General features: G+C 41.9%; 25 protein-coding genes. 17 read left to right on the forward strand and 8 right to left on the reverse strand.

Features of this window, described 5'->3' with window-relative positions:
• Window positions 1-57: 57 nt before the first annotated feature.
• From C6344_RS17230 to C6344_RS17250, 5 genes are all read left to right on the forward strand, one after another.
• A complete protein-coding gene (locus C6344_RS17230; RefSeq protein ID WP_106073144.1) occupies window positions 58-1,656 on the forward strand; it encodes a sensor histidine kinase in 1,599 nt (532 codons plus the stop codon).
• Window positions 1,657-1,659: 3 nt separating this feature from the next.
• Entirely contained in the window at window positions 1,660-2,358 is a 699-nt protein-coding gene (locus C6344_RS17235; protein WP_066031780.1) for a response regulator, read from the forward strand.
• Between the two features lie 3 nt (window positions 2,359-2,361).
• A complete protein-coding gene (locus C6344_RS17240) occupies window positions 2,362-3,339 on the forward strand; it encodes a tripartite tricarboxylate transporter substrate-binding protein (RefSeq protein ID WP_106073145.1) in 978 nt (325 codons plus the stop codon).
• Between the two features lie 191 nt (window positions 3,340-3,530).
• Window positions 3,531-4,829 carry an Mg(2+)/citrate complex secondary transporter CitM gene (gene citM / locus C6344_RS17245; RefSeq protein WP_034665220.1) on the forward strand — a complete coding sequence of 433 codons (1,299 nt, stop codon included), beginning with the start codon at window positions 3,531-3,533 and terminating at the stop codon, window positions 4,827-4,829.
• Between the two features lie 179 nt (window positions 4,830-5,008).
• Window positions 5,009-6,640: a M14 family metallopeptidase gene (locus tag C6344_RS17250; protein ID WP_106071869.1), complete on the forward strand. Its 1,632-nt coding sequence runs from the start codon at window positions 5,009-5,011 to the stop codon at window positions 6,638-6,640.
• Between the two features lie 72 nt (window positions 6,641-6,712).
• Here C6344_RS17250 and C6344_RS17255 read toward each other — a convergent pair whose 3' ends face one another.
• Window positions 6,713-7,198, reverse strand: coding sequence for a phenolic acid decarboxylase (locus C6344_RS17255; protein WP_106031346.1), 486 nt, complete (start codon window positions 7,196-7,198; stop codon window positions 6,713-6,715).
• Window positions 7,199-7,310: 112 nt separating this feature from the next.
• Between C6344_RS17255 and C6344_RS17260 the strand changes: the two genes are divergently transcribed.
• Both C6344_RS17260 and C6344_RS17265 read left to right on the forward strand, forming a co-directional pair.
• Entirely contained in the window at window positions 7,311-7,868 is a 558-nt protein-coding gene (locus C6344_RS17260; RefSeq protein ID WP_034665213.1) for a PadR family transcriptional regulator, read from the forward strand.
• A 104-nt stretch (window positions 7,869-7,972) separates the two neighbouring features.
• On the forward strand, window positions 7,973-9,079 hold the full coding sequence (locus C6344_RS17265) for a nitric oxide synthase oxygenase (RefSeq protein WP_066031173.1): 1,107 nt from the start codon (window positions 7,973-7,975) through the stop codon (window positions 9,077-9,079).
• 19 nt (window positions 9,080-9,098) lie between these two features.
• Here C6344_RS17265 and C6344_RS17270 read toward each other — a convergent pair whose 3' ends face one another.
• Window positions 9,099-9,368: an acylphosphatase gene (locus C6344_RS17270; protein ID WP_034665208.1), complete on the reverse strand. Its 270-nt coding sequence runs from the start codon at window positions 9,366-9,368 to the stop codon at window positions 9,099-9,101.
• 122 nt (window positions 9,369-9,490) lie between these two features.
• Between C6344_RS17270 and C6344_RS17275 the strand changes: the two genes are divergently transcribed.
• Window positions 9,491-10,141, forward strand: coding sequence for an MOSC domain-containing protein (locus C6344_RS17275; RefSeq protein WP_060595758.1), 651 nt, complete (start codon window positions 9,491-9,493; stop codon window positions 10,139-10,141).
• Window positions 10,142-10,182: 41 nt separating this feature from the next.
• Here the strand turns inward: C6344_RS17275 and C6344_RS17280 are convergent, their stop codons facing one another.
• From C6344_RS17280 to map, 3 genes are all read right to left on the reverse strand, one after another.
• Window positions 10,183-10,320 (reverse strand): YflJ family protein, encoded by a 138-nt coding sequence (locus tag C6344_RS17280; protein ID WP_003214303.1) that lies wholly within the window; start codon window positions 10,318-10,320, stop codon window positions 10,183-10,185.
• Between the two features lie 134 nt (window positions 10,321-10,454).
• Window positions 10,455-10,616, reverse strand: a complete 162-nt coding sequence (locus C6344_RS19070) for a hypothetical protein (RefSeq protein WP_003214360.1) — start codon at window positions 10,614-10,616, stop codon at window positions 10,455-10,457.
• 123 nt (window positions 10,617-10,739) lie between these two features.
• A complete protein-coding gene (gene map, locus C6344_RS17285; RefSeq protein ID WP_044139748.1) occupies window positions 10,740-11,489 on the reverse strand; it encodes a type I methionyl aminopeptidase in 750 nt (249 codons plus the stop codon).
• Between the two features lie 191 nt (window positions 11,490-11,680).
• Between map and nagE the strand changes: the two genes are divergently transcribed.
• Window positions 11,681-13,042, forward strand: a complete 1,362-nt coding sequence (nagE, locus tag C6344_RS17290; RefSeq protein ID WP_223250510.1) for an N-acetylglucosamine-specific PTS transporter subunit IIBC — start codon at window positions 11,681-11,683, stop codon at window positions 13,040-13,042.
• A gap of 18 nt (window positions 13,043-13,060) precedes the next feature.
• Here the strand turns inward: nagE and C6344_RS17295 are convergent, their stop codons facing one another.
• Entirely contained in the window at window positions 13,061-13,819 is a 759-nt protein-coding gene (locus C6344_RS17295) for a DUF817 domain-containing protein (RefSeq protein ID WP_106073146.1), read from the reverse strand.
• 195 nt (window positions 13,820-14,014) lie between these two features.
• On the opposite strand from C6344_RS17295, the gene C6344_RS17300 reads away from it, so the two are divergent.
• A complete protein-coding gene (locus C6344_RS17300) occupies window positions 14,015-14,518 on the forward strand; it encodes a DoxX family protein (protein ID WP_060595762.1) in 504 nt (167 codons plus the stop codon).
• Window positions 14,519-14,562: 44 nt separating this feature from the next.
• Here the strand turns inward: C6344_RS17300 and C6344_RS17305 are convergent, their stop codons facing one another.
• Entirely contained in the window at window positions 14,563-15,150 is a 588-nt protein-coding gene (locus C6344_RS17305; RefSeq protein WP_060595763.1) for a YjgB family protein, read from the reverse strand.
• Window positions 15,151-15,249: 99 nt separating this feature from the next.
• Window positions 15,250-17,232 (reverse strand): lipoteichoic acid synthase, encoded by a 1,983-nt coding sequence (ltaS, locus tag C6344_RS17310; RefSeq protein ID WP_106073147.1) that lies wholly within the window; start codon window positions 17,230-17,232, stop codon window positions 15,250-15,252.
• 578 nt (window positions 17,233-17,810) lie between these two features.
• Between ltaS and C6344_RS17320 the strand changes: the two genes are divergently transcribed.
• The 7 genes from C6344_RS17320 (at window position 17,811) to C6344_RS17350 (ending at window position 26,263) form a co-directional block, all read left to right on the forward strand.
• Window positions 17,811-19,469, forward strand: a complete 1,659-nt coding sequence (locus tag C6344_RS17320) for a pyridoxal phosphate-dependent decarboxylase family protein (RefSeq protein ID WP_060595765.1) — start codon at window positions 17,811-17,813, stop codon at window positions 19,467-19,469.
• A gap of 31 nt (window positions 19,470-19,500) precedes the next feature.
• Window positions 19,501-21,225, forward strand: coding sequence for a methyl-accepting chemotaxis protein (locus C6344_RS17325; RefSeq protein ID WP_034665174.1), 1,725 nt, complete (start codon window positions 19,501-19,503; stop codon window positions 21,223-21,225).
• A 79-nt stretch (window positions 21,226-21,304) separates the two neighbouring features.
• Window positions 21,305-21,691 (forward strand): DnaJ family domain-containing protein, encoded by a 387-nt coding sequence (locus tag C6344_RS17330; protein WP_060595766.1) that lies wholly within the window; start codon window positions 21,305-21,307, stop codon window positions 21,689-21,691.
• Window positions 21,692-21,854: 163 nt separating this feature from the next.
• Window positions 21,855-23,291: a PTS system trehalose-specific EIIBC component gene (treP, locus tag C6344_RS17335; protein WP_034665169.1), complete on the forward strand. Its 1,437-nt coding sequence runs from the start codon at window positions 21,855-21,857 to the stop codon at window positions 23,289-23,291.
• Between the two features lie 15 nt (window positions 23,292-23,306).
• A complete protein-coding gene (gene treC / locus C6344_RS17340; protein WP_060595767.1) occupies window positions 23,307-25,007 on the forward strand; it encodes an alpha,alpha-phosphotrehalase in 1,701 nt (566 codons plus the stop codon).
• Between the two features lie 19 nt (window positions 25,008-25,026).
• On the forward strand, window positions 25,027-25,755 hold the full coding sequence (gene treR, locus C6344_RS17345; protein WP_060595768.1) for a trehalose operon repressor: 729 nt from the start codon (window positions 25,027-25,029) through the stop codon (window positions 25,753-25,755).
• 73 nt (window positions 25,756-25,828) lie between these two features.
• Window positions 25,829-26,263: a terpene synthase gene (locus C6344_RS17350; RefSeq protein ID WP_106039443.1), complete on the forward strand. Its 435-nt coding sequence runs from the start codon at window positions 25,829-25,831 to the stop codon at window positions 26,261-26,263.
• Window positions 26,264-26,274: the final 11 nt, after the last annotated feature.

The raw sequence follows: 26,274 nt of genomic DNA on the forward strand, positions 1-26,274 counted from the left end.
GATTTTCTTAAAGTCTAGTCGATGAATCTACTTGAATTAGGGGTTGTAGCGGTGAGGATGGGCAAAAGGAAAGTCACTTTACAAACGAAAATTTTGGGGTTAATTATCGGGCTTTTGCTTGTTGTCATTGCGTTATTGACCATTTGTTTTGGTTTTCTGCAGACATCAGAAAGGCAGCGGCAAGCTGAACAGCTGGCGGTGCAAACCGCTAGAACAATCTCATATATGCCGCCCATTAAAACATCGGTGGGCACCTCATCAGTGTCTGAGTATGAAGAACAGGCAGTGCTTGAGCAAATGAAGGATCAAGTCAGAGCACATGCCATCTTCATTACCAATCAAAAAGGGAAGGTCCTTTTTCATACGAATCATGAGAATGTAGGAAAAACCATCAGTGTATTTAGAGGAAGAAGTACCCTGCTATTTGGGGGAACCTCCATATCAACGGGTGATTCTAATGGTGAAATCGTTGTCAGAGGCAGTGCCCCGATTATGAAAGAAACAGGCAAGCATGAAGAAATTATTGGCACAGTCACCGTCGAATTTTTAAAAAAGGAAATTGATCAAGCGACAGCCCATCAACTAATCAAGCTTAGCTATATTGCCCTTTTTGTGCTCTTGCCTGGTATATTCGGAGCGATTTTTTTAACAAGAAGTATTCGCAAAGATACATTAGGGCTTGAACCGCACGAAATTGCTTCATTATTTCGAGAAAGAGAAGCGATGCTGCTTGCTATAAAAGAAGGGATTATTGCATTTGACCGCAAAGGCGCGATAACGATGATGAATACATCTGCTGAACACATGCTGCGCGTTTCATCCGAGCTGCCGCTTCATATTGACCAAGTCTTGCCAAAAGCCAATCTCCTTTTCTATTTAAAGGCAGAAACGATTGAACCGAACATCGAAACCGTCGTCAATGATAAAACCTATGTCTTAAATGTGAAAAAAGTGGTCCAGGACAATCGAGTTTTTGGGGGAATTGTGAGCTTCCGAGAGAAAACAGAGCTGACGAAGCTGCTGGATACATTAACAGAGGTCAGCCAATATTCAGAAGACCTGAGGGCACAAACGCATGAATTCTCAAATAAGCTGTACGCCATTTTAGGTTTGCTTGAGCTGAAGCAAGTGGATGAGGCCATCGACTTAATAAAGGAAGAATATACGCTGCAAAACCGTCAGCACGATTTACTCATGAAGCAAATTCGATCTCCTAAAATACAAGCCATCTTACTCGGCAAGTTAGGGAAAGCATCTGAGAAGAAGGTTCATTTCCACATCGATGAAAATAGTTCATTGGAGCCGCTTTCACCACATTTAAGTCTATCTCACTTTATTACCATCATTGGTAATCTTGTAGATAACGCCTTTGAGGCCGTACTAAATAAGGAGACGCGCGAGGTAAGCCTGTTCATTACAGATATTGGGTTTGATATTATCATAGAAGTATCTGATTCAGGTGATGGAGTAAACGAGGAAGAACTTTCACATATTTTCACAAGAGGCCATTCGTCAAAGGGGGAAGGACGAGGCTACGGGCTAGCGAATGTGAAAGAAGTGTTGGACGAACTTGGGGGCTGGATTGAAGTGACGAACCAAAAAGAAGGCGGTGCCATCTTCACTGCATACATACCGAAAGGCACAAAGGGGGAATAAATGGTGATGAAGGTACTCATTGCGGAGGATGATTTTCGAATCGCAGCCATTCATGAATCTTATATACAACAAATAGAAGGATTTCAAATCGCCGGAAAGGCAAAGAGTGCAAAAGATATGTGGGAGGCGCTCCAAAAGGAACAAGTCGACCTCATCTTGCTTGATGTATATATGCCCGATGAGCTCGGTACAAACCTGTTGCCGCTTTTAAGAGAACACTATCCAGAAATAGATGTGATTATTATCACGGCTGCAACAGAAACGACACTTTTAAGAGATGCACTTCATTACGGAGTGGTTCATTATTTAATCAAACCAGTGACCGCACAAAAGTTTGCGCAAGTTTTAACCGAATATAAAGAGAAGAAAGACATCATCAATTCTAAGGATGAAGTCAATCAAACGATGATTGATTTGTTTTTTGGACAGATGCAAGAAGAGCCAAAAGAAAAGGATGGCAGGGACCTGCCTACAGGGATCAATTCGCTGACTTTGGACAAGGTGAAAACATTGATGGCATCAGAGAATAATGGGATTACAGCGGAAGAACTCGGAGAAAAGATGGGGGCTTCACGCACAACAGCGAGACGGTACGTCGAGTATCTCGTGACAACAGGAGAATGCCGGGCAGAGCTTGCGTACGGAATCATTGGCAGACCAGAACGGAAATATTATCCTGCCATAAAGCAAGCGGAGTCATAAAAGATGAAAAAAGGAATATGCCTTGTCATTATGATCTGTCTTTGTATGACGCTCACCTTTAATGAAAAAAAGGGAGGCGACTCTTTCCTGCAGCACAGCCCATTATATATTGTGGTGTCTGGTGTCCCTGACGGCGGCTTTGACCAAACAGCTCAAGTGATGAAATCAGTGCTCGAGAAAGAAAAGCTGGTGAAGCGGCCGGTGAATATCCTTTATCAAAGAGGCGGAACGGTGGATAAAGGATGGACATATATGATGGAGCGAGATACCAACTATGTTAGTTTGAATTCAAGCTTATTGTTAAGCCGTAATTTGCTTGGCAGCAGTAACATGACAATGAACGATGTCACACCGCTCGCCATTTTGGCAGAAGAGTGGCAGGTCGTCGCAGTCCCAGTGGATTCTTCCTTTTCAAATGGGAAGGAGCTATTAAACTCACTAAAGAAGAAACCCGATTCCTTAAAAATTGGATTTGCCCCAGACTTCGGTAATGATGATCAAATCTCATTCGCACGAGCGGCAGAAATGGCAGGAATTGATCCATACCGCATCCAATTTTTGAAATTTGACAGTGCAGATGATTTATTCCAAGCGCTCATAGATCATGAAGTCGATGCAGCAACTACCACGATTACAGAAGTTCGTCATGATTATGAAAAGAAGAGGCTAAAGCTAGTAGCAACCACAACGAATCAGCGTTTAGCGGGATTTGAAGATGTGCCGACTTGGAAAGAGCAAGGCATCCCGCTCATCTTCTCTCATTGGCGTGGTGTGATGGGCCCAAAACAAATGAGTCAGCATGACATTCGTGAGTGGGATCAGCTTCTTCAAAAAATGACACAAACGAAGTCCTGGAAAAAGCAATTAAAGCAAAAGGGCTGGACAAGTCGTTATATGAACAGCAAAGAGGCAAAGATCTTTATGGAGGAGCAATTAAGGCGATATGAGCAGTTTATCCAAGGAGAACAAGCGGTCGAGTGAGACCGCTTTTTTTCATGGAATCCATCAAAATCAAAGTTTGAACAAAATGAACAAAAAGCATTTATCGACCGAAAAAGAATTAAAATTCATAATATTTACTTCAATTTCAACGTCAGATATCATGACAGAAAGGGTTGGAAATGGGATACCAACATTTAATGAAAGCGTATACAACATAAGGGGTGAACAAAGTGTTAGCAATCTTAGGATTTCTTATGATGGTTGTATTTATGGTTTTGATTATGACGAAACGTATGTCTGTTTTAACGGCATTGGTGTTAACACCAATTGCATTTGCTCTTATTGCAGGTTTTCATTTTACTGAAATTTCAGACATGATTGTCAAAGGTGTGCAGCAAGTCGCGCCGACAGCGGTCATGATTATGTTTGCGATTTTGTACTTTGGCATTATGATTGATGCTGGTTTATTTGATCCAATGGTGGCGAAAATTTTAAACATTGTCAAAGGTGATCCATTAAAAATTGTCGTCGGAACAGCTGTCCTGACCATGCTTGTTGCACTTGATGGTGACGGGACAACAACGTACATGATTACAACAACAGCGATGCTTCCGTTATTTACGCTGCTTGGCATCCGTCCGATTATTTTAGCGGGGATTGCCGGAGTTGGCATGGGGATTATGAATACGATTCCATGGGGAGGTGCCACACCTAGAGCGGCGAGTGCACTTGGCGTTGATCCTTCACTTTTATTTGGCCCGATGATTCCAGTCATTGGTGCAGGGGTTTTGAGCATGATTGTGGTGGCATACTTTCTTGGGAAGTCTGAAAGAAAACGTCTTGGTGTCATTGAGCTCGACCAGCCGATTCATGCAAATGAAATGGCAGCGGCACTACAGGATGACATCAAGCGGCCGAAACTTTGGTGGTTTAACTTGACGCTTACGTTGTTATTGGTGCTCCTTCTTGTCTCAGGAAAAGTCAGCTTAACGGTTCTATTTGTTCTTGCTTTCTGTGTGGCGATTATCGTGAACTATCCGAACCTTGAACAGCAGCGTGAACGGATTGCGGCTCATTCAACCAACGTCTTAGCCATTGCTTCCATGATTTTTGCGGCAGGGGTTTTTACAGGCATCTTAACTGGAACGAAAATGGTCGATGAAATGGCGATTTCGATTGTATCTGCCATTCCAGAGCAGCTTGGCGGCTTCATTCCAGTCATTGTTGCGTTAACGAGCGGGATATTTACGTTCTTTATGCCGAATGATGCATACTTTTATGGGGTCCTGCCGATCCTATCAGAAACAGCGGCAGCATACGGTGTTGATAAAATCGAAATCGCGAGAGCTTCTATTATTGGTCAGCCGATTCATATGCTAAGCCCACTTGTTCCATCGACTCATTTACTTGTTGGACTTGTTGGGGTATCACTGGATCAGCATCAGAAGTTTGGCATGAAATGGGCTGTACTTGCAGTCGTCGCCATGACGGTCATGTCGATACTTATTGGGGCCATCTCCATTTGGTAAATAAAAGAGTGTCTGCTACTTGAGCAGGCACTTTTTTTAGGTCATATTGCCGAGCAGGCTCGATTCATTTGCCCTATACAAAGACACTCTTGTTCCTCCAAAAGATATATTTTTGAAAAATACTGACACTTTTACTGTTTTTTTCTTTATAATGCAAATCAACGAAGGGAGAGGATAGCATGTCCAACCGAAAAGGCACGATTCTTTTTACTGCTGTATGCCTCATAGCAGGAAGTTTGTCGATGGTGAGCCCAGCTTCAGCTCATGCAGATACCCCTTATTTTGGAAAGAGTTATGAACAGCCGGCCTCAGTGAAGAAGCTATACCCTGAACCTGACGAGACGTTCGACACCCCTGCCTTTCAGAAAAAAGGAGAAGCCTTTACGACACAAGAAGAGCTTCAAGAATTCTTACGTGATATTGTCCGCAAAAGTCCTTACGCTACGCAGAAACAGATTGGAACATCCATTGAAGGACGGTCCATTTCAGCTCTCTACTTTACAAAGGATCGTCATATCTCTCCACTTTCAAAAAAGCCAACGATCTGGCTTCAAGCACAAATACACGGAAATGAACCAGCCTCCGGTGAATCTGCTCTCGTCATCGCAAAACGATTAGCAGGTGAACAAGGAGAGCGTATACTCAATCATGTGAATATGATCATTGTCCCGAGAATCAATCCTGATGGTTCTTATGCGTTTGACCGCAGGCTTGCAAACGGAACGGATGGAAACCGTGATCATATGACATTAGAATCTCCAGAGCTCACAGCCCTGCATCAAGAATTTAATCGGTATGCACCAGAAGTAGTCATTGATGCCCATGAATACGATGTGGGACAAAAGCAGTTTGATGATATCGGCTCAGCGGGTGCCCTCAAATATCACGATTTACTGATATTATCAGGCAAGAACTTGAATATTCCAGAAAGCATCCGGCTCACGTCAAATGAATTATATGTGAGCGGCGTCCGTGAAACGCTGACAAATCAAGGATTTTCGAATGATTTATATTATACAAGCACAAGAGGAAAGGATGGAAAGATCGATCTCTATGAAGGCGGAACGGATGCACGAATTGGCCGAAATGCCTTGGCGCTCTCGCCAGCGCTATCCTTTCTTGTAGAAAGCAGAGGGATTGGAATTGGAAGAGAGGATTTTACCCGCCGCGTCGCAGCACAAGTCACCACACATGAAAAAATCATTGAAACAACGGTGAAGCATGCTAAGCAGGTGAAGCAGCAAATGGTGACGGAGCGACTGAAGCTGGTGAAAAAAGGACTTCAATCAAATGATGACGATCAAGTGGTTATTCAAGATGATTTCAAAGCGCCGATGGATGATTCGCTTGAAATGGTGGATATTGAAAAAGGACAGACCATCAATGTCCCTGTACGCTTTCACAGTGCGAGCGATGCTGTTCCTGTCATGTCGAGAGAACGACCGACAGCTTATCTCGTTTTACCTGGGCATGAAGGGGTAGAACGGAAGCTACAAACTTTAGGGTTAAAAAGTGTCACATTGCCTGTCGGCGTGAAAGTACCGGTACAAGCCTATCAAGTAACAAAACGAGACGAAAAGAGCAAAACAGATATTCAGCTTGAAACAAAACTCACCCAAAAGAAACGTCAGCTGCCAAAAGGGACAAAGGTATATATCACGGCGCAGCCGCAAACGAATTTATTGTCAATTGCCCTTGAACCAGAATCAAAAGACAGCTATATGTCATCTGGGTTTATTGCTTCAAAAGTGGGCGATGAACTGCCAGTGTACCGGTTCTTGCTATCTCAAAAGACGTTAGGCATTAAATAAAAAAGGGCTAAAATAAACATCATTTTAGCCCTTTGTCTACAATCTAGAAGCGGCACAGTGCGTGCTGCTTTTTTATTTTCGTCCAGCTCGTATTTCATCAGTCATGCCTTCATATGGTGCTTCGGCGATAATGGTTTCGTCATTTACACCTGCATGATGGATATACGTAATGTCCGCAAATTCTGGAACAACATATTTTGGATAGGTGTCGTATTTTTCACGAGATTCTTTCATGAGATCGATATAGTCATTTTGATAGCAAACTGTGATATCTGGACGTTCATGCACCCATTTTGGGAAGAAGATGACGCCATGCATGCGTTTTTCTTCAGGCATAAAGTTCAGAGAGACGTCTGTCCCAGTTGGTTCTGTCCAAGAAACTTTGTAAACGCCTTTTGTCAGCTTCACAATATTCACTTCTTGATCACGGACCCAGCGGCCTCCAACCATTCCGCTATGAATGCGGTAATCAATGGTGTGATCGTTTTTAATGTAAATCTCATATTCCCAGCCATTTTCATACGTATAAATCATATGAAGTCCAACGAATTGATCCATGTTTATTCCTTCTTTCATTAGAATGATGTTATTTCAAACATGTCATGATTTACATGTTTATTTTAAAGTCTATGGTATAATATTGTCAAAGAATAAGCGTTGGAGGCACATTATGAGAGTTTTAAAATATGCCATTCTTGGTTTACTAGATCAGTGTGAGCTGACGGGATATGATATAACCAAACATTTTAAGGATTCCCTTGGACAGTTTTGGAGCGCGAAGCACAGCCAAATTTACCCTGAGCTGAAGCGTCTCACAGAAGAAGGGTTTATTGAATTTGATATTCGTATACAAGGAAAGAAGCTGGAGAAGAAGGTCTATCAAATCACAGAGGCAGGGAAAGCAGAATTGCATCAGTGGTTAAGGACAAAAGACCCGATACCAGAAACAACAAAGGATGAATTCATGCTCAAAACATTTTTCATCTCTTCCATGGACAACAAAGAAGCGGCTGACTTGTTTACACATCAACTGCTAGAGCGCACCAAAAAAATAGACATGCTAGAACAGAAGCTGCACGCTTTAACGGAGGAAGACCCTGCCGCTGAATCGCTTCATTCAGCGCAATTTGGGCATTACTTAGTGCTGACAAGGGCAATTGAAAGAGAAAAAGGCTATGTCCGCTGGCTCGAGCAGACCCTTAAACGGATTGATTCATCCGCGCTCTAAGGACAATGGTCGGATGATATGATAAAAAATGGTTTGAAACCAGTGAATTTATTAATAGAAACCGCTACAATGGATATATTCGTATTAAAGTGAGGCGAGTATGTTTGAGTAATCAAGAAGCGTTGTGGAATGAAGCAGAAGCTTTTATTTCTTTATGCTATGAAGAATTAAGCAAGTCAAATGAAGAGAAAGCAGCACGTCTGCATGAAATAAAACAAGAAATTGACTCTGAAGGGATGTATACTCACACACAAGAGGAATTGGCGCACGGGGCGAAAATGGCGTGGCGCAACAGCAACCGCTGCATTGGCCGTTTGTTTTGGTCAACCCTGCAAGTTCACGACTGCCGGCATGTGAAGACAGAAGAAGAGGTGAAAGAGGCACTCTTTCATCATATTGAGTATGCGACAAATGGTGGGAAAATCAAACCATCCATTACGATCTTTCCTCCAGAAAATCATTCGCAAAAGGAAGTCGTCATTTATAATCATCAGCTCGTTCGTTATGCAGGCTATGAGACGGAGTATGGCATCATCGGCGACGAGGCATCTCTTGAATTAACAACGTTGTGTGAAGCCCATGGCTGGAAAGGGGAAGGCACGCATTTTGATATACTGCCTCTCATGTTTCAGCTAAAGGATCAGCCGCCAGTTCTGTATGAGCTTCCGAAAGAAATCGTCCAAGAAGTCGAGATTACCCATCCTGAATATGAAGGATTTCGTGATTTAGGATTGAAATGGTACGCCGTTCCGATTATTGCTGATATGAAATTAGAGATTGGCGGTATTCATTACAATGCGGCACCGTTTAACGGATGGTATATGGGTACAGAAATTGGCGCACGTAACCTAGCCGATGAAAATCGCTACAATATGTTGAAAAAAGTTGCTTCTATTTTAGGAATGGACACGACAAAGAATGCGTCGCTTTGGAAGGACAAAGCCATTGTTGAGTTGAATGTGGCGGTTCTCCATTCTTACCGAGAAGCAGGGGTGACCATTGTTGATCACCATACAGCAGCACATCAATTCAAACAGTTTGAAAAGCAGGAAGAAAAGGCTGACCGCAAGCTGACTGGGGACTGGACATGGCTGATTCCGCCAGTATCACCAGCTGCTACCCACATCTTCCACAAGCATTACGACAATACCATTGTGAAGCCGAATTATTTTTATCAGGAAAAGCCCTACCATGGGACAGAAAAAGCCTAGCGAGAGCTAGGTTTTTTGATTACCTTATTCGAAAATCCTTATAATGAGCTAATTCAGTGAGCGGCTCCATCTGCATATCTGTGACCTTTGAAAAAGGGCTTCCTTTTCGAACGGTCTTTAAGAAATCAAGCACCTTTTGCTGCTCACCCTCTACCTTTAACTCGACATGACCTTCATCTGTGTTGCGTACCCAGCCTTTCATCCCGCGATTGACGGCTTCTCCTTGAACAAAATAGCGAAAACCGACTCCCTGCACCCGTCCTGCGACAATGGCATGATAATGAATCAATGTCATCTCTCCTTTTTTCTCATCGTACCATAGCATGTAACTGACCTTCACGCATCGACTATGATTTAATTGTCTAACGATGTAAAATAATAGGCATGAGACAACCAAAGGAGATGGTCATCGTGGGACAGAAGAGATATGACATAGTAGGAATCCAAGTAGGACAACCCATCACGACCTATGCGAACGGAAAAGAAATCAAAACAGCCATCAACAAAAAGCGTATTCATGAGCCTGTGTATTTGAGTAAGGTCAATTTTGAGGGAGATGGCCAAGGTGATTTGGTTCATCATGGAGGATATGATAAAGCAGTCTGCGTCTTTCCATATGATCATTATGCTTACTTCGAGCAATTTTTAGGGGTTACATTACAGGAAGCTGCGTTTGGCGAAAATCTGACAGTGCGCAAGCTAGTCGAGACGAAGGTGCGTATTGGCGATGTCTTTCAACTTGGAGAAGCACTTGTTGAAGTGAGCCAGCCAAGACAGCCGTGTGTGAAACTATCTTTTAAGCACGCTAACATGAAGCTTGTCAAGGAAGTACAGCAAACGGGGTATACCGGCTTTTATTTACGGGTGCTGAAAGAAGGCATAGTGCCGCCTGATGGTTCTCTTGTATTAGTAGAAAAAGCGCCCCATCACATTACAGTCCATGAAGTGAACGAAGTCAAATATCGTCAAACAAGTCCAGAGAGGCTGAAAGCCGTTCTTGAAGTAGATGCCTTAGCAGATGTGGTGAGGAAGTCTTTAGAAAAACGAGTTCAGCACATTTAAAAAAAGCCGTACATCTTATACTGATGTACGGCTTTAAGCGTTTATGAGCTAGGTTTCTTTTGCTCAAGAAGATTTGCAAGGAAATATGTTTTTAAGCTTTGAAGCTTTCTTCCTTCATGCTTGGTCACACCAAGCTTCTTTAATTCTTCGACATACCAGCCTTTGCTACCATAATGCATGATAGAAAACTCCTTTCAATTGAAACTGCCTGCATTGTAACATCTCAAAAAAGGACGTGAAAAGTGTGCAGGGGTTAAGAAATGAAAACTGATTCTATCTGCCTATGATCCATGTATATGCTGGAAATAATCATTTATGAATTTGGCGGGTTGAGGGTAACGATGATCATGCCGACCGTCATAATCATGATGACAATACCAAGATAAGTCATCATGGATTGTTTTTTCTTAATACCTACAACCGTTAAGATGATACTTTCTATCAAAAAGATAACTCCTATGATGATGAACCACATATCAAATAAGACCCCTTTCGCATATCTTTGCCTATTTTACCACAGGCATTTTTGTTTAGTCGTGACAGATTCGTGAAAGGGAAACGAAAAAAACCCCTCCAGTGAAGAAGGGGACCTGCTGGCTTACAGCTTCGTTAAAATAATGGGTTCGTCTTTTGTGATCACAATAGTATGTTCAATCTGTGCCACTAGGCTTTTATCTGGTGTTTTAAATGTCCAGCCGTCATCAGTCTGATAAATCGATTCAGCATTTGTTGAAATAAAAGGTTCGAAGGCGATCACTGTGCCATTCTTAAACAAAGCATTATCGAATGGATCATAATAGTTCAAAATATGGTTGGGTGCTTCATGCAGACTTTTCCCGATGCCGTGTCCTGTTAGGTTTTTAATGACGGTAAATCCTTGTTCTTTGGCTGTATTGTAGACTGCACGGCCAATTTGATTTTGTCTTTTACCGGCCTTTGCATGCTTTAATCCTTCGAGGAACGCATCCTCTGCACACTGGCATAATGCTTCAAGACGAGCATCACCTGTACCTAATACGAATGAAATGCCGGTATCGGAATAATAGCCGTCCAGCTCTGCTGAGATATCAATATTGATGAGGTCGCCCTCTTGTAAAATGGTTTTTTCACTTGGAATACCGTGTGCAACTTCATCGTTCACGCTGATACAAGTCGTCCCAGGGAAGTCATATTCCTTTTCAGGCGCCGAATTGGCCCCATGCTCTTCTAATATTTTTTTTCCAATCAAATCTAATTCTTTTGTAGACATGCCTGGTTTCGCTTGGCTTTTCATTTCTTCTCTTGCCAAAGCGACAATTCGACCGACTTTTTTTAAGGCTTCTAACTCATGATCATGTTTGACAATCACTGTTCATTCCCGCTTTCTATAACTTCATTCTATTCAATAGCTTACCACATTTTACGCGAAAAGAGTAAAGAGCGGAATGTCAAATGAATGTGGACAAATTGGTATAGATAACTAGATGTGCATATGATATATTTTTTATGAACATCATGAACGTTTGGTCATGATGAAGACAAAGGGGGAGAAGGCAAATGGTGTTTCAGTTTTTTCAAAAGCTAGGCAAATCATTTATGCTTCCAATCGCTGTGCTTCCGGCAGCAGGGATTATTTTGGCTATTGGGCGGGAGGATGTATTCGATATCCCGTTTATTCATGCGGCAGGGAATGCTATTTTTGCAAACTTGGCTTTAATTTTTGCAATGGGTATAGCGATCGGCATTGCAAAGGATGGTAATGGGGCAGCGGCATTATCAGGTGCGATCTCTTATTTTATTTTATCAGCTGGTACAACGTCGATTAACTCAACGAACAATATGGGGGTATTGGGCGGTATTTTATGCGGGCTATTGGCAGGGTATGTGTACAATCGCTTCAAGGATACAAAACTGCCGGAATACTTAGGGTTCTTTAGCGGAAGACGGCTTGTGCCGATTATGACCGCACTTTTCACCATTCTATTAGCAGCCGTTTTCGGATATGTCTGGCCTCCGATTCAAAGCGGGATCAATGGTTTAGGGGAATGGATTTTAAGTCTTGGTGCGACGGGTGCAGGGCTGTTTGGTTTCTTTAACCGATTGCTCATTCCATTAGGGCTTCATCATGTGCTGAATAACTTATTTTGGTTTCAATTCGGGGAATTCAGCGGGGCAACAGGGGATTTAGCGCGATTCTTTAAAGGAGATCCAAGTGCGGGTGTCTTTATGACCGGGTTCTTCCCAGTGATGATGTTCGGTCTGCCAGCGGCATGTCTAGCCATGGTTGTGACCGCAAAGCCTGAAAAGCGAAAAGCTACAGCTGGCTTGATGATTGGGATGGCGCTTACGTCATTTATTACAGGGATCACTGAACCAATTGAATTTTCATTTATGTTTTTATCTCCACTCTTATATGGTGTCCATGCTGTGCTAACAGGTCTTTCGCTCTTTATTGTGAACACCATTGGAATTCATAGCGGCTTCGCCTTTTCAGCAGGAGCGATTGATTACGTTTTAAGCTTTGGCATCGCACAAAAACCACTCATGCTGCTCGGAGTTGGGGTGCTGTATGGCATTGTGTACTTTGTCGTTTTCTATTTCCTCATTAAACTGTTAAAGCTCAAAACACCAGGCAGGGAAGATGATGACATTGAAGATATTGCAGCCGATGATACGAAGACGGCAGGTGCGAGTATGCTTGTAGAGGGACTTGGCGGCAAAGACAATATCACCACGATTGATCATTGTGCCACTCGTCTACGTTTAACAGTAGAAGATACACATTTATTAAATGAAGGCACATTGAAAAAAGCAGGTGCCAAAGGGGTACTGACTTCAGGGAAAACCTCCGTACAAATCATCATTGGAACGAATGTAGAATTTGTCGCAGATGATCTCCGCAAGGAAGTCGATCGAGATTGAAAAAAGCGTTCAGCCAGGTCAAATGGGCTGAACGTTTTTTTGTTTGCGCTGTTCGATCACCAGCACAATACTGATGACAACAAGTAAAAACCAAGAACTGATTTTCCCAAGATGTACGAGAGACCAAGCGTGCTGTTGATTTGGATATTGCCATGCTCCTAAAAAGGTGGTGACATTTTCGGCAATCCAAATGAAGAAACCAATCAGCAGAAATGAGACGACAAGCGGCATTCGAAAGGTAGAAGAGCCAACCTGAAACGAGACGGACGTTTTTCGAAACACGACAACAAGCAGCAATGTCAGCCACCACCTGAGATCATAGAACCAATGATGCGTAAAGAAATTGAGATAAATGCACAAACTGATCCCGATTGAAAAAAACGGATGGGGCCATGAAGCCATCTGCACTTGAAGCCGGGACAGTGCCTGATAAATATAGCTTGCTACACTCGCATACATAAACCCGCTATAGAGCGGAACCCCAAAGACCTTCGTATAAGCTTCTTCAGGATAGGACCAAGAACCCATATGTACTTTATACATTTCTAAGCCAATTCCAATAAGGTGAAATAGACAAATCACCTTCAGTTCATTCAATGTCTCCAGCCGAAGCGTCAGCATGAGAATCTGTGCCAGGAGGCAAAACAGTAGAATGAAATCATACCGGTGAAGAAAAGGAATAGCCACCATCTTTGATAGGGCAAGCGCCGCAAAGATCATGACAGGGAATAGACACGACATCGCCTGTAAGTAAGCAAAATGGAATAATGTTTTCATACAAAGTTAAACCCCTTCTTATTGTCTGAAATGACTTAGACGGTTTTAGCAAGGGAAAAGTTTACCTCAACTAGATATTCATGAACAATTTGTGAATATATATGTGAAAAAGATCACAAATTAGAAACGGCATAGTATAATAAGATCATAAAGAGAATGTGAAATATTTCACATAAATTAAAAGGAGGCATCATCATGTTTACAAAATTCTTACAAACGAATGTATGGGCAGCGGTTATCCTTTTGGCAGCAAGACTTTATATCGGATGGACTTGGCTGACATCTGGTATAGGAAAACTAACAGGCGGATTCGATGCATCAGGATATTTACAATTTGCGATAGCTGAACCTGTTGTCAAAGATGGCCATCTAGTGTATCCGTTCTATGTATGGTTTTTAGAAAATGTCGCTTTGCCGAATGCGGGACTATTCAGTGTCATGGTCATGTGGGGAGAAATCTTAGTAGGTCTAGGATTAATCGTTGGATTGTTCACAACAACCGCAGCCTTTTTCGGAAGCGTGATGAATGTCTCTTTCTTACTAGCTGGTACCGTCTCTGTCAACCCGCTTCTCTTGCTCATTGCCATCGTCATCATGGCAGCGAAAGGGAATGCAGGCAAATTTGGACTTGATTATGTCGCAGGTCCAGTCTTGAAACGAACAATGAAAAGAAAGCCGCATTTAGAAGTGGCTTCATAATAAAGAAAAAGCATCCTCAGCTTCTGCTCAGGATGCTTTTTTATTTAGGAATCGGCTTTCATCAGGTTAATATGCAGGACGGTGAGTTTATGCTGATTTATATCTGGGTCATGGCCGACGATAAATTCAAGCTCATAATCTCCAGTTCGATACACGTATTTTTTCTCTTTTGTCTGAGGGATGGTGCTGACCGAATCCGCTGGTCCAAGTTGTTTCTTTAATAGGGAAGGGGTCATCCCGCCGATATTTGTTTCTTTTTCTACATTTGTACCGAAATAACGGATTTCGTCAATTTTGCCTTTTGCATCATAATGAAAAGCAAATCCCGGATTCCCCATTTCAGCATGATACAAATCAAAGCTGCTGTGACCTGTTTCTGGATATGGATTTCCTAGTTTATGATGAACGTCTTTTTTTGTTTGAACACCAATTTTTAGTCCTTCTGCATAGTACGGCATTTGTCCTTTATGTGCCAGCTCATACACGTTGTTTAATGTGGTTTTCGGACCTTGAGGAACGGATTGTTCTACTGCTGTTTTGGTCATGGCGTGTGCTGAGACCGCAGGGCTGAAACCAATTAGGGCGGACGAAGCGAGTGAAGCAGTCACGACAAAAGCGGTTGTTTTTTTCAAGATAAATCCCTCCTTCTTCTTTCTATACCCGGTGCAATAGCGGTCAAACGTGAAAAGAACCAGCTGATCAGGGATCGGCTGGTTCTTAAAATGAGAAAGTTATTTTGATGAAGAGCTAGATTCATCTTTGGCGGAAGAGGAATCTTCTTCATCCTGTACTTTCTTTGTATAGTCATATTGATTGCGGTCAATCGGTGTAAAGCCTTTAGGCTTGTAGAAACGGAGTAAATCTTCGGTGACGATCTTATCAGATGTCTCCAGCATCTTTTTCACCGTTTCATTTTCTTGTGATGCTTTATCAGTCGGCTCAATTTTCTCGCCTGTTTTGTTGCTGTAATAGTTATTGCCTACTTTTGTGTAGTCCTTAGAGACGAAGTCACCGTTTCTAAATGGCACAAGCTCTTTGAAGTTCTTCGATAAGATATCAGAACCAGACATTAAATAGTTCTTCGTATCATCGCCGAGCAGGTGCAGAAGGGTTGGTGCGATATCGACTTCTCCAGAGTATTTATGAATCTGTCCGCCTTTTACCCCTGGTACATGAATAAAGAGCGGCACACGCATGAGCTGCGCATTTTCATAATCTCCGATTTTTTGTCCTGTCACTTTTTCCATCGCTTCATTGTGATTTTCAGAAATGCCGTAATGGTCTCCGTACATAATGACGACTGTATTGTCATAGAGACCTGATTTTTTCAAGTCGTTGAAGAACTGTTCAATGGCTTCATCTAAATAATGAGCCGATTGGAAATAGTTATTGACGACAGAGTCTCCGAAGTCACCAGGTTCGAAATCGGTATCACCTTCATCCATTCCAAATGGGAAATGGTTCGATAACGTAATGAATTTCGAATAAAACGGCTGCTTCAAGTTTTCGAGCATTGGCATGGATTCTTTGAAGAAAGGTTTGTCTTTCAGCCCATAGTTCTTCGTATCTTGCTCATTCATATCGTAGTACTCAGAATCGTAAAATCTGTCATATCCAAACGACTTAAACATTTCATTACGGTTCCAGAAGGTTTTCGTATTGCCGTGGAATTCTGCTGACGTGTATTGATCCTTCTTCAAGATGCCAGGAAGTGCTTGATACGTGTTTTGCGCTTTGTTAATAAAAACAGAGCCCTGTGATAATGGGAATAGCCCAGTATCCATCATAAATTCAGCATCAGACGTCTTTCCTTGTCCTGTTTGATGGAAGAAGTTATCAAAGTAAAACGTTTGGTTGTCGTGTGCCAATGAATTAAGGAATGGCGTCACTTCTTTTCCATTTACTTTGTAATCAATGACAAAGTTTTGCAGAGATTCAAGAGAAATGGTGATCACGTTCATGCCTTTCGCTTTCCCGTAATACACCGGGTTAGGATCAGCGCTGTTCGCTTTTAAATAGTTCTCTACATCTGTCACGTCATTTGAATTTGCCAGAGCACGCTGGCTGTTTGATTTCACATTTTGAATGGCATCAAACACAGTAAAGTTATAAGCACCTAAATATTTAACTAAATAATTGCGGTCAAACGATCTTGATAAAAGCTCTGGTCGATCAATCTCTGCGGCGACTAAGTTCATCACAAAGATCACAACAGAGGACACAAGGACGAGTCTAAACGATTTTGACTTTTGAACAGGTACAGTAGCTGTACTTGTTTGCTGCTGCTTTTTCATGCGGACTGCGAGTACGATCAAAATGATTGTATCCATAAAGTAAAACATATCAGTCCAACGCATGAGTGAAAATGCACTATCACCTAATTGTCCGCCATTCGTTCCTGCCTGCATCACGGTAGGCAGCGTGATAAAGTCATTGAAGAATCGATAGTACACGATGTTTGCGTATAGTAAAAAAGACATGAAAAAATGAATCACAATGATAGCGGCAGGCTGCCATTTTTTCTTGAACAATAAAGCAAAGCCAAGAAAGAACAAGCTGGAGCTAATAGGATTCACGAAAAGCAAAATATGCTGAAGCACATTTGATATACCAAGTTTAAATTCAATTAAATACGCTGAATACGTTTTGAGCCAAAGTAAGATGGCTGCAATAACAAAGAAGCCGAGGCCTCGTTTTTGAATAAATGTTTTCATAAAAACACTCCTTTTCTCCGATACACGGAAGAGGCGGAACGAAAGAAAACGAACCATTAGAATATACCATGAAATGCTCAAATAGAAAAGTGTTAACCGGAGAAGAGCGTCAGCAGCCTGTCCGAGCAATAAAAGGGAAGAAAACGAAATTATTCGCTCTTCGAAAAACTTTTTATGAAATTCATCCTATTATTAACAGAAAATTCAGCAATTTTCCAGTTGTTATATCAATAAAACGGGTAAAAAGACACAAGCCTAAAGAATTAATTTGGTTTCTACAATGATGATTTAGAGAGTATTTCCAGTGTTTCTTAATGTTTATGCAGGTTAAGTAAAAAAAATGAGAAAAAGAATGGAGGAGGAACATGGATGAAATTTCCTGTGATGAGATATATCAATATATTTTTTTGTTTCATCAACATAATGTTTTCGATGTGTTTTGTAAGGGTTTTATTTATTTTAATGAATGAACAAATTATCTAAATATACTTAAGTGAACATTTCGAGACTATAAACTTTTAAATTGGGGTCGATATAGACTTTGACAGGAAATCTTCCATTGAAAGGATTGATAGTATATGACTGTACGAGCAGAGAACCTCGTTCAGAACTGGTTTCCGAGTGAGGACGGAAATGCAGCAGAGCGTAAAGAACTCATCAAATTGATGGAGCAGATTGTTTCAGGGGTCGATCACCTGAAAGATCCGAACCGTGCACACCTAAAGGGTGAAAAGAATCGTGGAGAAGATTTTTACCAAAAGCTCACTGAAACAAGTCAAATTCCGGTGAACGGCCAACAAGCGGAACTTGTGAATGAAGAATTACTGAAGCTTTTACATAACCATCCATACCACACAAAGTATTTCTTCACGAACATTTTGCCAATGGCAAGTACACCAGGAATTCTAGGCATGCTGACGGCCATGCTGGTAAATGGAAACAACCTATGGGATGTTTATGGACCAGCAGGAGCGGAAGCTGAGGTCAGAGTGGTCTCAATGATGTCTAAGCTCATCGGATATGATCCAAGTGTGAGCGGGGGATATACAACATGGGGAGGTCAGGGAGCCATTTTCTCAGGACTACGTTTAGCGATTGCAAAAGTTGCGCCGGAGTCACTGCGAAAAGGTGTCCCGCAAAATCTTTATGCGTTTTGTTCTGATGCTGCACATTACAGCTTATTTAAGTCAATGGAAGCAACAGGACTTGGCACAGACAACTTGATCAGAATTAAGACGAATAAAGATCATTCGATGGATATGGAAGATTTGCGTTGTCAAATGGAACGTGTTGCACAAAATGGCGGAATTCCCGTTTATATTGTCGCAACAACCGGAACAACAGATGCCATTGCAATTGATGATGTAAAAGGGGTACGTGAAACAGCAGAAGCCATTGCTGAGGAGTATGGTCTACAGGTGCCGCATATTCATGCGGATTCAGCGCTTGGCGGATTCTTTGCTTTCTTTAATGAGTATGATGTAGCTGAAAACCCGCTGCAATTCTCAGACGGTGTTCTTCGTATGCTAAAAGAAATCAAAGCGAAATTCCAGCATCTTTCTCTTGCTGACACGATGTGCTTTGACTTTCAAAAGCTCGGCCAAACACCTTACACATCTAGTTTATTCTTAGTGAAAAATGCTGCTGACCTAAAGCGTTTAGATCTGGAAGAACAAGAGACACCATATGTTGGTCATAGAGGCTACGGCGAATACCATACGGGTTATACACTGGAATGCTCAAGAATGGGAAGCTCTATCAGTATGCTGAGTGTGCTGTTAACGTTTGGAATTGAAGGCTACCAGCGCTTGCTCGGTCAATTCCTAGAGGTGAACCTTGCCTTCAGAGAAGCACTCAGTCAAGAAATTCCGCAAGCAGAAGTCGTGAATGATGACAACGTCGGAATGGCTACATTATTTAGAATTTACCTAGACGGCTCACCGCGCTTTCAAGAAGAAATTTCAGGCGAAGCGACTGCAATGGAAATTGAGCGGAACAATGAATTGAACAAAATGCTGTTTGAAAAGCTTGGAGAGAAAAGAGACGAAATGTTCTTTGGCGATACAACGAAGTTTTTACTTGTAAATGCAAAAGAAGGACAAGAATTCTATCTAAGTGTTAGTAAGTTTTTTGTCATCTCACCTTATACGTTACCAGAGCATATCCCACATATCGTATCTTATTTAAAAGATGTGATCGCATCTGTTTGTGGACAATTTGAACATGTACATGCTTAAATCAAATCTGAGAGTGGAGATGTAGGAAAAAATGGCGAAACAAAGGAAATTTGGAGGATACACGATATCCTCTAAAATCATGTCAGTCGTTGTCGTAACATTACTTGCAACCGTTGCACTATTCGTTTTAACATTTTATCTAGTCAGCCAGGATTTATCATCCCAGTTATTAAAGCAATTTGATTATCGATTAACAACAGATATTGATACTGCAAAGAAAGAAATCGATAATTTGGATGGAAACGTTCTTGGCATTAGCGGGAAGGATGATCCCCTTTATGTGGAGGTCAAAAAGAAATTCAAGGAGCTTCAAGAAGATCATACGCTTGAGAACTTATACGTGCTATCTAATAAAGGCGGCAAAGAAAGAATTATTATATTAACTGGGGAAGAAAATGATTTTGATCAAGATTATGCCTTTTCAGATGAGATGAAACAAGCACTTTCTGAAGATAAAATGATCAAAAGTGATATTTACAAAGACTCATTTGGTACACATAAATCAGTCTTTTTGCCAATCAAGGATTCAGGCGGTGAGCTGACAGGGATTTTAGGAATTGATTTAGATGCGTCTGTTGTGCCTGAAACAACGAAGAAGCTGACGATCTATATCACGGTTGCATCTGCTATTGTGCTCATCGGTGGGTTGTTTTTCTCCTTTATCATGGGCAGAAGAATTGCGAAACCAGCACGTTCATTGATGGAATCAGCGAACCGAATTGCTGACGGTGATTTAACTGGAATGGTAGAGGTTGAAAGTAAAGATGAGATCGGTCAACTTGCCGCATCCTTCCAAAAGATGCAAGGGCGGATCAAAGAGCTCATTGCGAAGATCTCAAACTCATCTAGTGAAGTGTCGAAAATGTCCTCACAGCTTCGCACCGTAACGAATGAATCGAGTCAAAGTGCGCAGCAAGTGTCAGAAGCCATGACGAATATGAGTGAAGGAATCAATGATTCTGTCGCAAATATTACGGATTGTACAACATCCGTTGCAGAGATCGATACTCAAATCGAAGGTGTCACAAAAGAAGTCGATGAAATGAAATCTGTTTCATCTGACGTACAAGAGCAGTCAGAATCTGGTCAAAAACTAGTGAATCATGTGCTTGAGCATCTGAATATGTTACATGACAAGATGACCAACTCAAAGCAGGCAGCAGAAGAATTACAATCTCATTCAACGGAGATTGAAAGTGTCATCTCGATTATTACGGACATTTCAGCGCAAACGAATCTGCTTGCACTGAATGCTTCAATTGAAGCGGCACGTGTTGGAGAAGAAGGAAAAGGGTTTGCTGTTGTGGCAGATGAGGTGCGTAAGTTAGCTGAGCAATCAGCGGATGCGGCTAAAACCGTTTCAGACCTCGTCATCGGCACACAGGAAAACAGTCAGCGTGTTCTTGAAAGCGTAGAGGAAAGCAGTAAAGCAGTGGAAGAAGGACGTGAACAAATGGAAGGCACGTCACAAAACTTCGCTGTGATTTACGACGGCGTATCTCAGTTTTCAAGAAGAACGAACAATTTGCTTGCTTCTATTAAGCAAGTAGAGCAAGCATATCAAACGATTTCTACATCGATTGAACAAATTTCGGTTGTATCGGAAGAACACGCCGCCAGCTCTCAAGAAGTAGCGGCAGCAACAGAACAGCAAAGTGCTGGCATGCAGCAAATTTCAAGTGCGATTGAACAGCTCTCTGATATGTCAGAGGACTTAGCACAGATGGTTTCTACCTTCAAAATTGACAATAAATAACGAGAAAGCTGACTCTTGTGAGAGAGTCAGCTTTTTTGCTATGCTTAATCAAATCGTTTCAGACGAAAGGAGAAACGCCATGGATTTTGCGCAGAGATTATCAGAAGAACGGATTAAAAAAGCGATGGATCACGGGGCTTTTGAAGGATTATCTGGCTTTGGGAAACCCCTGCCTAAAGATGATGCTGCTCATGTACCTGAAGAACTCAGAATGGGCTACAGGATGATGAAAAATGCTGGCTTTGCTGGGGAAGAAACAGCACTGAAAAAAGAACTCATGACCGTCAAAGAGCTGCTTCACTCCAGTATAGACGGAGAGGAAAGAAAAAAACTTTCTCTCATATGTGAAGAAAAACAAAAACGCCTGGATGAACTCGCATCTAAGCGTCAAACTTTTGCCCGTCCAGCCTCCTCCTTTTATAAAAACAGGGTCTACGAAAAATTAACGGAGCATAAAAAAAGATGATGACACGCTGCCTCTCCTGAGCACATTGAGGGAGCTTTTTTTATGAAAGCGCTACATTTTGTTGTTGACTACATGTATATACAAATATAAAATAAGAAACAAACATGTATATACAAGTTTTTGGTTCTTTTTTCTTATAAAAAACGATCTCGGAGGGGATAGCATGGCTGATTATCAGGCAGCAGCAGATCAGATTGTGAAAGCCATCGGCGGCAAAGAAAATATTGATCAAGCGACACATTGTGTGACAAGGCTGCGCTTTGTACTGAAAGATGAAGGAAAGGTTGACGAGAAAGCACTTGAACAAATAGAAGAAGTGAAGGGATCTTTCTCAGCGAACGGTCAATACCAAGTTGTTATCGGCCAAGGGGTCGTCAATCGGGTATATGCCGAAATGGTGAAACAGACAGGCATTGGGGAAGCCACAAAAGAGGACGTTAAGCGTGCCTCTGATCAAAAATTAAATCCATTGCAGCGTGCTGTGAAAACGCTTGCGGATATCTTTATTCCGATTCTTCCTGCCATCGTCACAGCCGGTTTATTAATGGGGATTAATAATATTTTAACAGCTCCAGATATTTTCTTTGATCAAAAATCGATTGTGGATGTGTATCCGGCATGGGCTGATTTAGCGAATATGATCAACTTGATTGCAGGCACTGCCTTCACATTCCTGCCCGCATTAATCGGCTGGTCAGCAGTGAAGCGGTTTGGAGGAAATCCGCTCTTAGGGATGGTCCTTGGGCTGATGCTTGTACACCCAGACTTATTAAATGCGTGGGGCTATGGAGCGGCTGAAAAATCTGGTGAGATTCCTGTCTGGAATTTGTTTGGACTTGAAGTGCAAAAGGTAGGCTATCAAGGGCAGGTTCTTCCGATACTCGTTGCCTCGTATTTACTAGCGAAGCTCGAATTATTTATCACAAAACGGACACCTGAAAGTATTCAGCTGTTAGTGGTTGCACCGATTACGTTATTAGTCATTGGCTTTTTATCCTTTATCGTCATTGGACCTGTTACATTTGCGATCGGAAACGTTTTAACATCTGGACTTGTGGCTGTATTCCAGCAATTCGCAGCACTTGGCGGTCTATTATACGGCGGATTGTACGCTGCATTAGTGATTACAGGGATGCACCATACGTTCCTCGCTGTCGATATTCAATTGATTAATTCCAAACTGCATGGCACGTTTCTATGGCCGATGCTCGCACTGTCTAATATCGCACAAGGATCAGCCGCACTTGCGATGATGTTTGTTTTAAAAGATGAAAAGCAAAAGGGGCTCTCACTGACATCAAGTATTTCCGCTTACTTAGGAATTACCGAGCCAGCGATGTTTGGCGTCAACCTGCGCTATCGATTCCCATTTATTTTTGCACTTATTAGCTCTGGTTTAGCTGGTATGTTTATCGCCTCTCAAGGGGTGCTGGCAAGCTCAGTTGGTGTTGGAGGCATTCCAGGAATCTTCTCCATTATCCCGAAATATTGGGGCGCATTTGCGATAGGGATGGTCATTGTACTCATCGTCCCGTTCATTGGAACCCTTTTGTATGCAAAGCTAAAAAAGAAGAAAGATGTTTCACAAGAACTTAACTAGTGGTGGTGAAGGAAATTGAAACAACAAACAAACGAACCGTGGTGGAAAAAAGCGGTGGTCTATCAAATTTATCCGAAGAGCTTTTTAGATACAACGGGCTCAGGTACAGGCGATATCAATGGTGTGACAAAAAAGCTCGATTATATTAAAGAGCTGGGGGCGGATTGTATTTGGCTCACGCCAATGTATGAGTCTCCGCAGCATGACAACGGCTATGATATTAGTGATTATACAAAAATCCATGACATGTACGGCACAATGGCGGATTTTGAACACATGCTGAAAGAAGCCCATGATCGAGGTATACGAGTCATCATGGATTTAGCCGTCAATCATACATCCATTTTCCATGAGTGGTTTCAAGCATCACGCGAGTCAAAGAATCATCCTTATCGAGATTATTATATTTGGAAGGAGCCTAAAGCAGACGGATCACCGCCGAATGATTGGCAGTCAAAATTTGGCGGTCCGGCATGGGAGCTAGATGAAGCAACGGGAGAGTATTATCTTCATTTATACGATGTCACACAGGCGGATCTTAATTGGGAAAAGGATGAGGTGCGCAGGCAAGTATATGACATCATGCATTTTTGGTTTGAAAAAGGAATTGATGGATTCAGGCTGGATGTCATTAACAACATCTCGAAAGATCAACGCTTCTTAGATGACGCCGGACAGTCTGTGCAAGGAGACGGCCGGATGTATTATACGGATGGCCCAAGAATTCATGAGTTTCTGCATGAAATGAATCAAGAGGTTTTTTCGAAATATGACAGCATGACAGTCGGGGAAATGTCTTCAACGAATATCGCAGACTGCATTCGGTATACAAGACCGGATCGGCAGGAGCTGGATATGACGTTTAATTTCCATCATTTAAAGGTCGATTATCCAAACGGAGAAAAATGGGCCCTCGCACCATTTGATTTTCATGAATTGAAGTCGATTCTGTCTGAGTGGCAGACGAAAATGCATGAGGGCGGCGGCTGGAATGCGCTCTTCTGGTGCAATCATGATCAGCCGCGTATCGTCTCAAGGTATGGTGATGATGACACGTATCATCAGCAATCAGCGAAGATGCTGGCGACTACCATTCATCTCATGCAAGGGACTCCGTATATTTATCAAGGTGAAGAAATTGGCATGAAGAATCCTCGTTTTGAGGACATATCGTCTTACCGTGATATTGAATCACTTAATATGTATGAAGCCATGCTTGAAAAAGGGAAATCAAAGGAAGAAGCACTCGCCATTTTACAGGTCAAGTCAAGAGATAATGCGAGAACACCGATGCAGTGGACCTCAGAAAAGAATGCAGGTTTCTCAAAAGGAACACCTTGGATTGAGCCAGCCAATAACGACATTTCAGTAGAAGCTTCATTAAAGGATCAGTCGTCTATTTTCTATCATTATCAAGCGCTTTGCAGGCTGCGTAAAGAACTTGATGTGATCACATATGGAAGCTTCACTTTACTCTTAGCAGAAGATCCGAAGGTTTTTGCTTATGTCAGAGAAAGCCATGAGGAGAAGCTTCTTGTGATCAATCATTTTTATGCAGGGGAGGCGGACTTTACGCTTCCTGATGAGCTCGTGCAGGCTATAGATGAGATGGAGGGGCAAGTGCTGTTATCCAATTATGAGGATGTACCGGCAGATATGAAGGGATTTACGTTGCGTCCATATGAGTCAATCGTTTATCATTTAACCAAACGCTAGAAAATGGGGCGGAGGGAAAATGAAAGAGAATAAGTTTCGAGTGATTTATGATCAGCTCGCAAGACGAATTGAACAAGGTGATTGGCAGGATAAAGGCATTCTGCCATCAGAGCATGAGCTATCCTTGATGTACGATACGTCCCGTGAGACGGTAAGAAAGGCATTAAATATCCTTGTGCAAAATGGCTATATCCAAAAAATCCGCGGGAAAGGCTCTGTCTTGCTGAATCGTGAGAAAATGCAATTCCCAGTCTCGGGTCTCGTCAGCTTTAAAGAGCTTTCCCAAACACTTGGCCGAAAGACAGTTACGACGGTTCACGAATTTGGTTTAATCAAACCGGATCAGTATATTCAGTCTCAGCTGAAAATAAGTGGACAGGAGGATGTCTGGGAAGTCATCCGCTCTCGCAATATTAGCGGAGAAGAAGTGATTTTAGACAAGGATTACTTTTTGCAAAAGCATGTGTCAGTCTTGTCGAAGGACATTTGTGAAGGATCAATCTACGAGTACATTGAAGGAGAGCTCGGTGTATCAATCAGCTATGCCCAAAAGGAATTTGTGGTAGAGCCATGTACAGAAGAGGACGCCAAGTATCTTGATTTGAACGGGTTTGACCATGTCGTCGTCGTGAAGAATTACGTGTTCTTAGAGGATACAAGTTTATTTCAATACACAGAAAGCCGTCACCGATTAGACCGCTTCAGATTCGTCGATTTTGCAAGAAGAGAAAAAGTGGACAGAGCATAGGCTCTGTCCATTTCAAGTTTTGGGAGAAGGAGAGAGATAGACGACGAATAGATCACCCTTTTTAGGAGGAAAGATGATTAGATTAAATAGACCACTAAAATTAAGAGATTTAGAAATATTCAGCGTGATGAAAGATCATCAGATTTTATGTTATGTCATCATTGAAGATACGCGAAAACCGTTTACGGAAGAAGACAGAAAGCTAGACCCATTATGTTATATGGATGAAGAAGATATACAAGCGTATTTGAATGTTTTTCATATTTCCATTATCAATGATGAAAAATTAAGTGAAGAGGATTTAACGATGGTAAAAGGTTTTTTTGCTGATTTAGTAAATAATACGAACTTAACGAATTTTATTACGAGAGATTATGTTTTAAAGAATTTATATGATGTCGAGGATGAAAATGACATGATGTTCTTTAATAGAATGCTTCGGCATATAGGGTCAGATGATGTGAAAGAATTTGACGACCGCAATTGGATCTATTTATCTCAAGATTAATGACTATTCCA

The organism is Bacillus sp. GBSW19 (genome assembly GCF_002998655.1).
Lineage (GTDB): Bacteria > Bacillota > Bacilli > Bacillales > Bacillaceae > Bacillus.

Excerpts from the sequence above, each read along its gene's own strand:
- C6344_RS17230 (WP_106073144.1), top strand. The coding sequence starts at position 58 with ATGGGCAAAAGGAAAGTCACTTTACAAACGAAAATTTTGGGGTTAATT.
- C6344_RS17240 (WP_106073145.1), top strand. The coding sequence starts at position 2,362 with ATGAAAAAAGGAATATGCCTTGTCATTATGATCTGTCTTTGTATGACG.
- C6344_RS17250 (WP_106071869.1), top strand. The coding sequence starts at position 5,009 with ATGTCCAACCGAAAAGGCACGATTCTTTTTACTGCTGTATGCCTCATA.
- C6344_RS17255 (WP_106031346.1), bottom strand. The coding sequence starts at position 7,198 with ATGGATCAATTCGTTGGACTTCATATGATTTATACGTATGAAAATGGC.
- C6344_RS17260 (WP_034665213.1), top strand. The coding sequence starts at position 7,311 with ATGAGAGTTTTAAAATATGCCATTCTTGGTTTACTAGATCAGTGTGAG.
- C6344_RS17280 (WP_003214303.1), bottom strand. The coding sequence starts at position 10,320 with ATGCATTATGGTAGCAAAGGCTGGTATGTCGAAGAATTAAAGAAGCTT.
- C6344_RS19070 (WP_003214360.1), bottom strand. The coding sequence starts at position 10,616 with ATGTGGTTCATCATCATAGGAGTTATCTTTTTGATAGAAAGTATCATC.
- C6344_RS17295 (WP_106073146.1), bottom strand. The coding sequence starts at position 13,819 with ATGAAAACATTATTCCATTTTGCTTACTTACAGGCGATGTCGTGTCTA.
- C6344_RS17300 (WP_060595762.1), top strand. The coding sequence starts at position 14,015 with ATGTTTACAAAATTCTTACAAACGAATGTATGGGCAGCGGTTATCCTT.
- ltaS (WP_106073147.1), bottom strand. The coding sequence starts at position 17,232 with ATGAAAACATTTATTCAAAAACGAGGCCTCGGCTTCTTTGTTATTGCA.
- C6344_RS17320 (WP_060595765.1), top strand. The coding sequence starts at position 17,811 with ATGACTGTACGAGCAGAGAACCTCGTTCAGAACTGGTTTCCGAGTGAG.
- C6344_RS17325 (WP_034665174.1), top strand. The coding sequence starts at position 19,501 with ATGGCGAAACAAAGGAAATTTGGAGGATACACGATATCCTCTAAAATC.
- C6344_RS17330 (WP_060595766.1), top strand. The coding sequence starts at position 21,305 with ATGGATTTTGCGCAGAGATTATCAGAAGAACGGATTAAAAAAGCGATG.
- treP (WP_034665169.1), top strand. The coding sequence starts at position 21,855 with ATGGCTGATTATCAGGCAGCAGCAGATCAGATTGTGAAAGCCATCGGC.
- treR (WP_060595768.1), top strand. The coding sequence starts at position 25,027 with ATGAAAGAGAATAAGTTTCGAGTGATTTATGATCAGCTCGCAAGACGA.
- C6344_RS17350 (WP_106039443.1), top strand. The coding sequence starts at position 25,829 with ATGATTAGATTAAATAGACCACTAAAATTAAGAGATTTAGAAATATTC.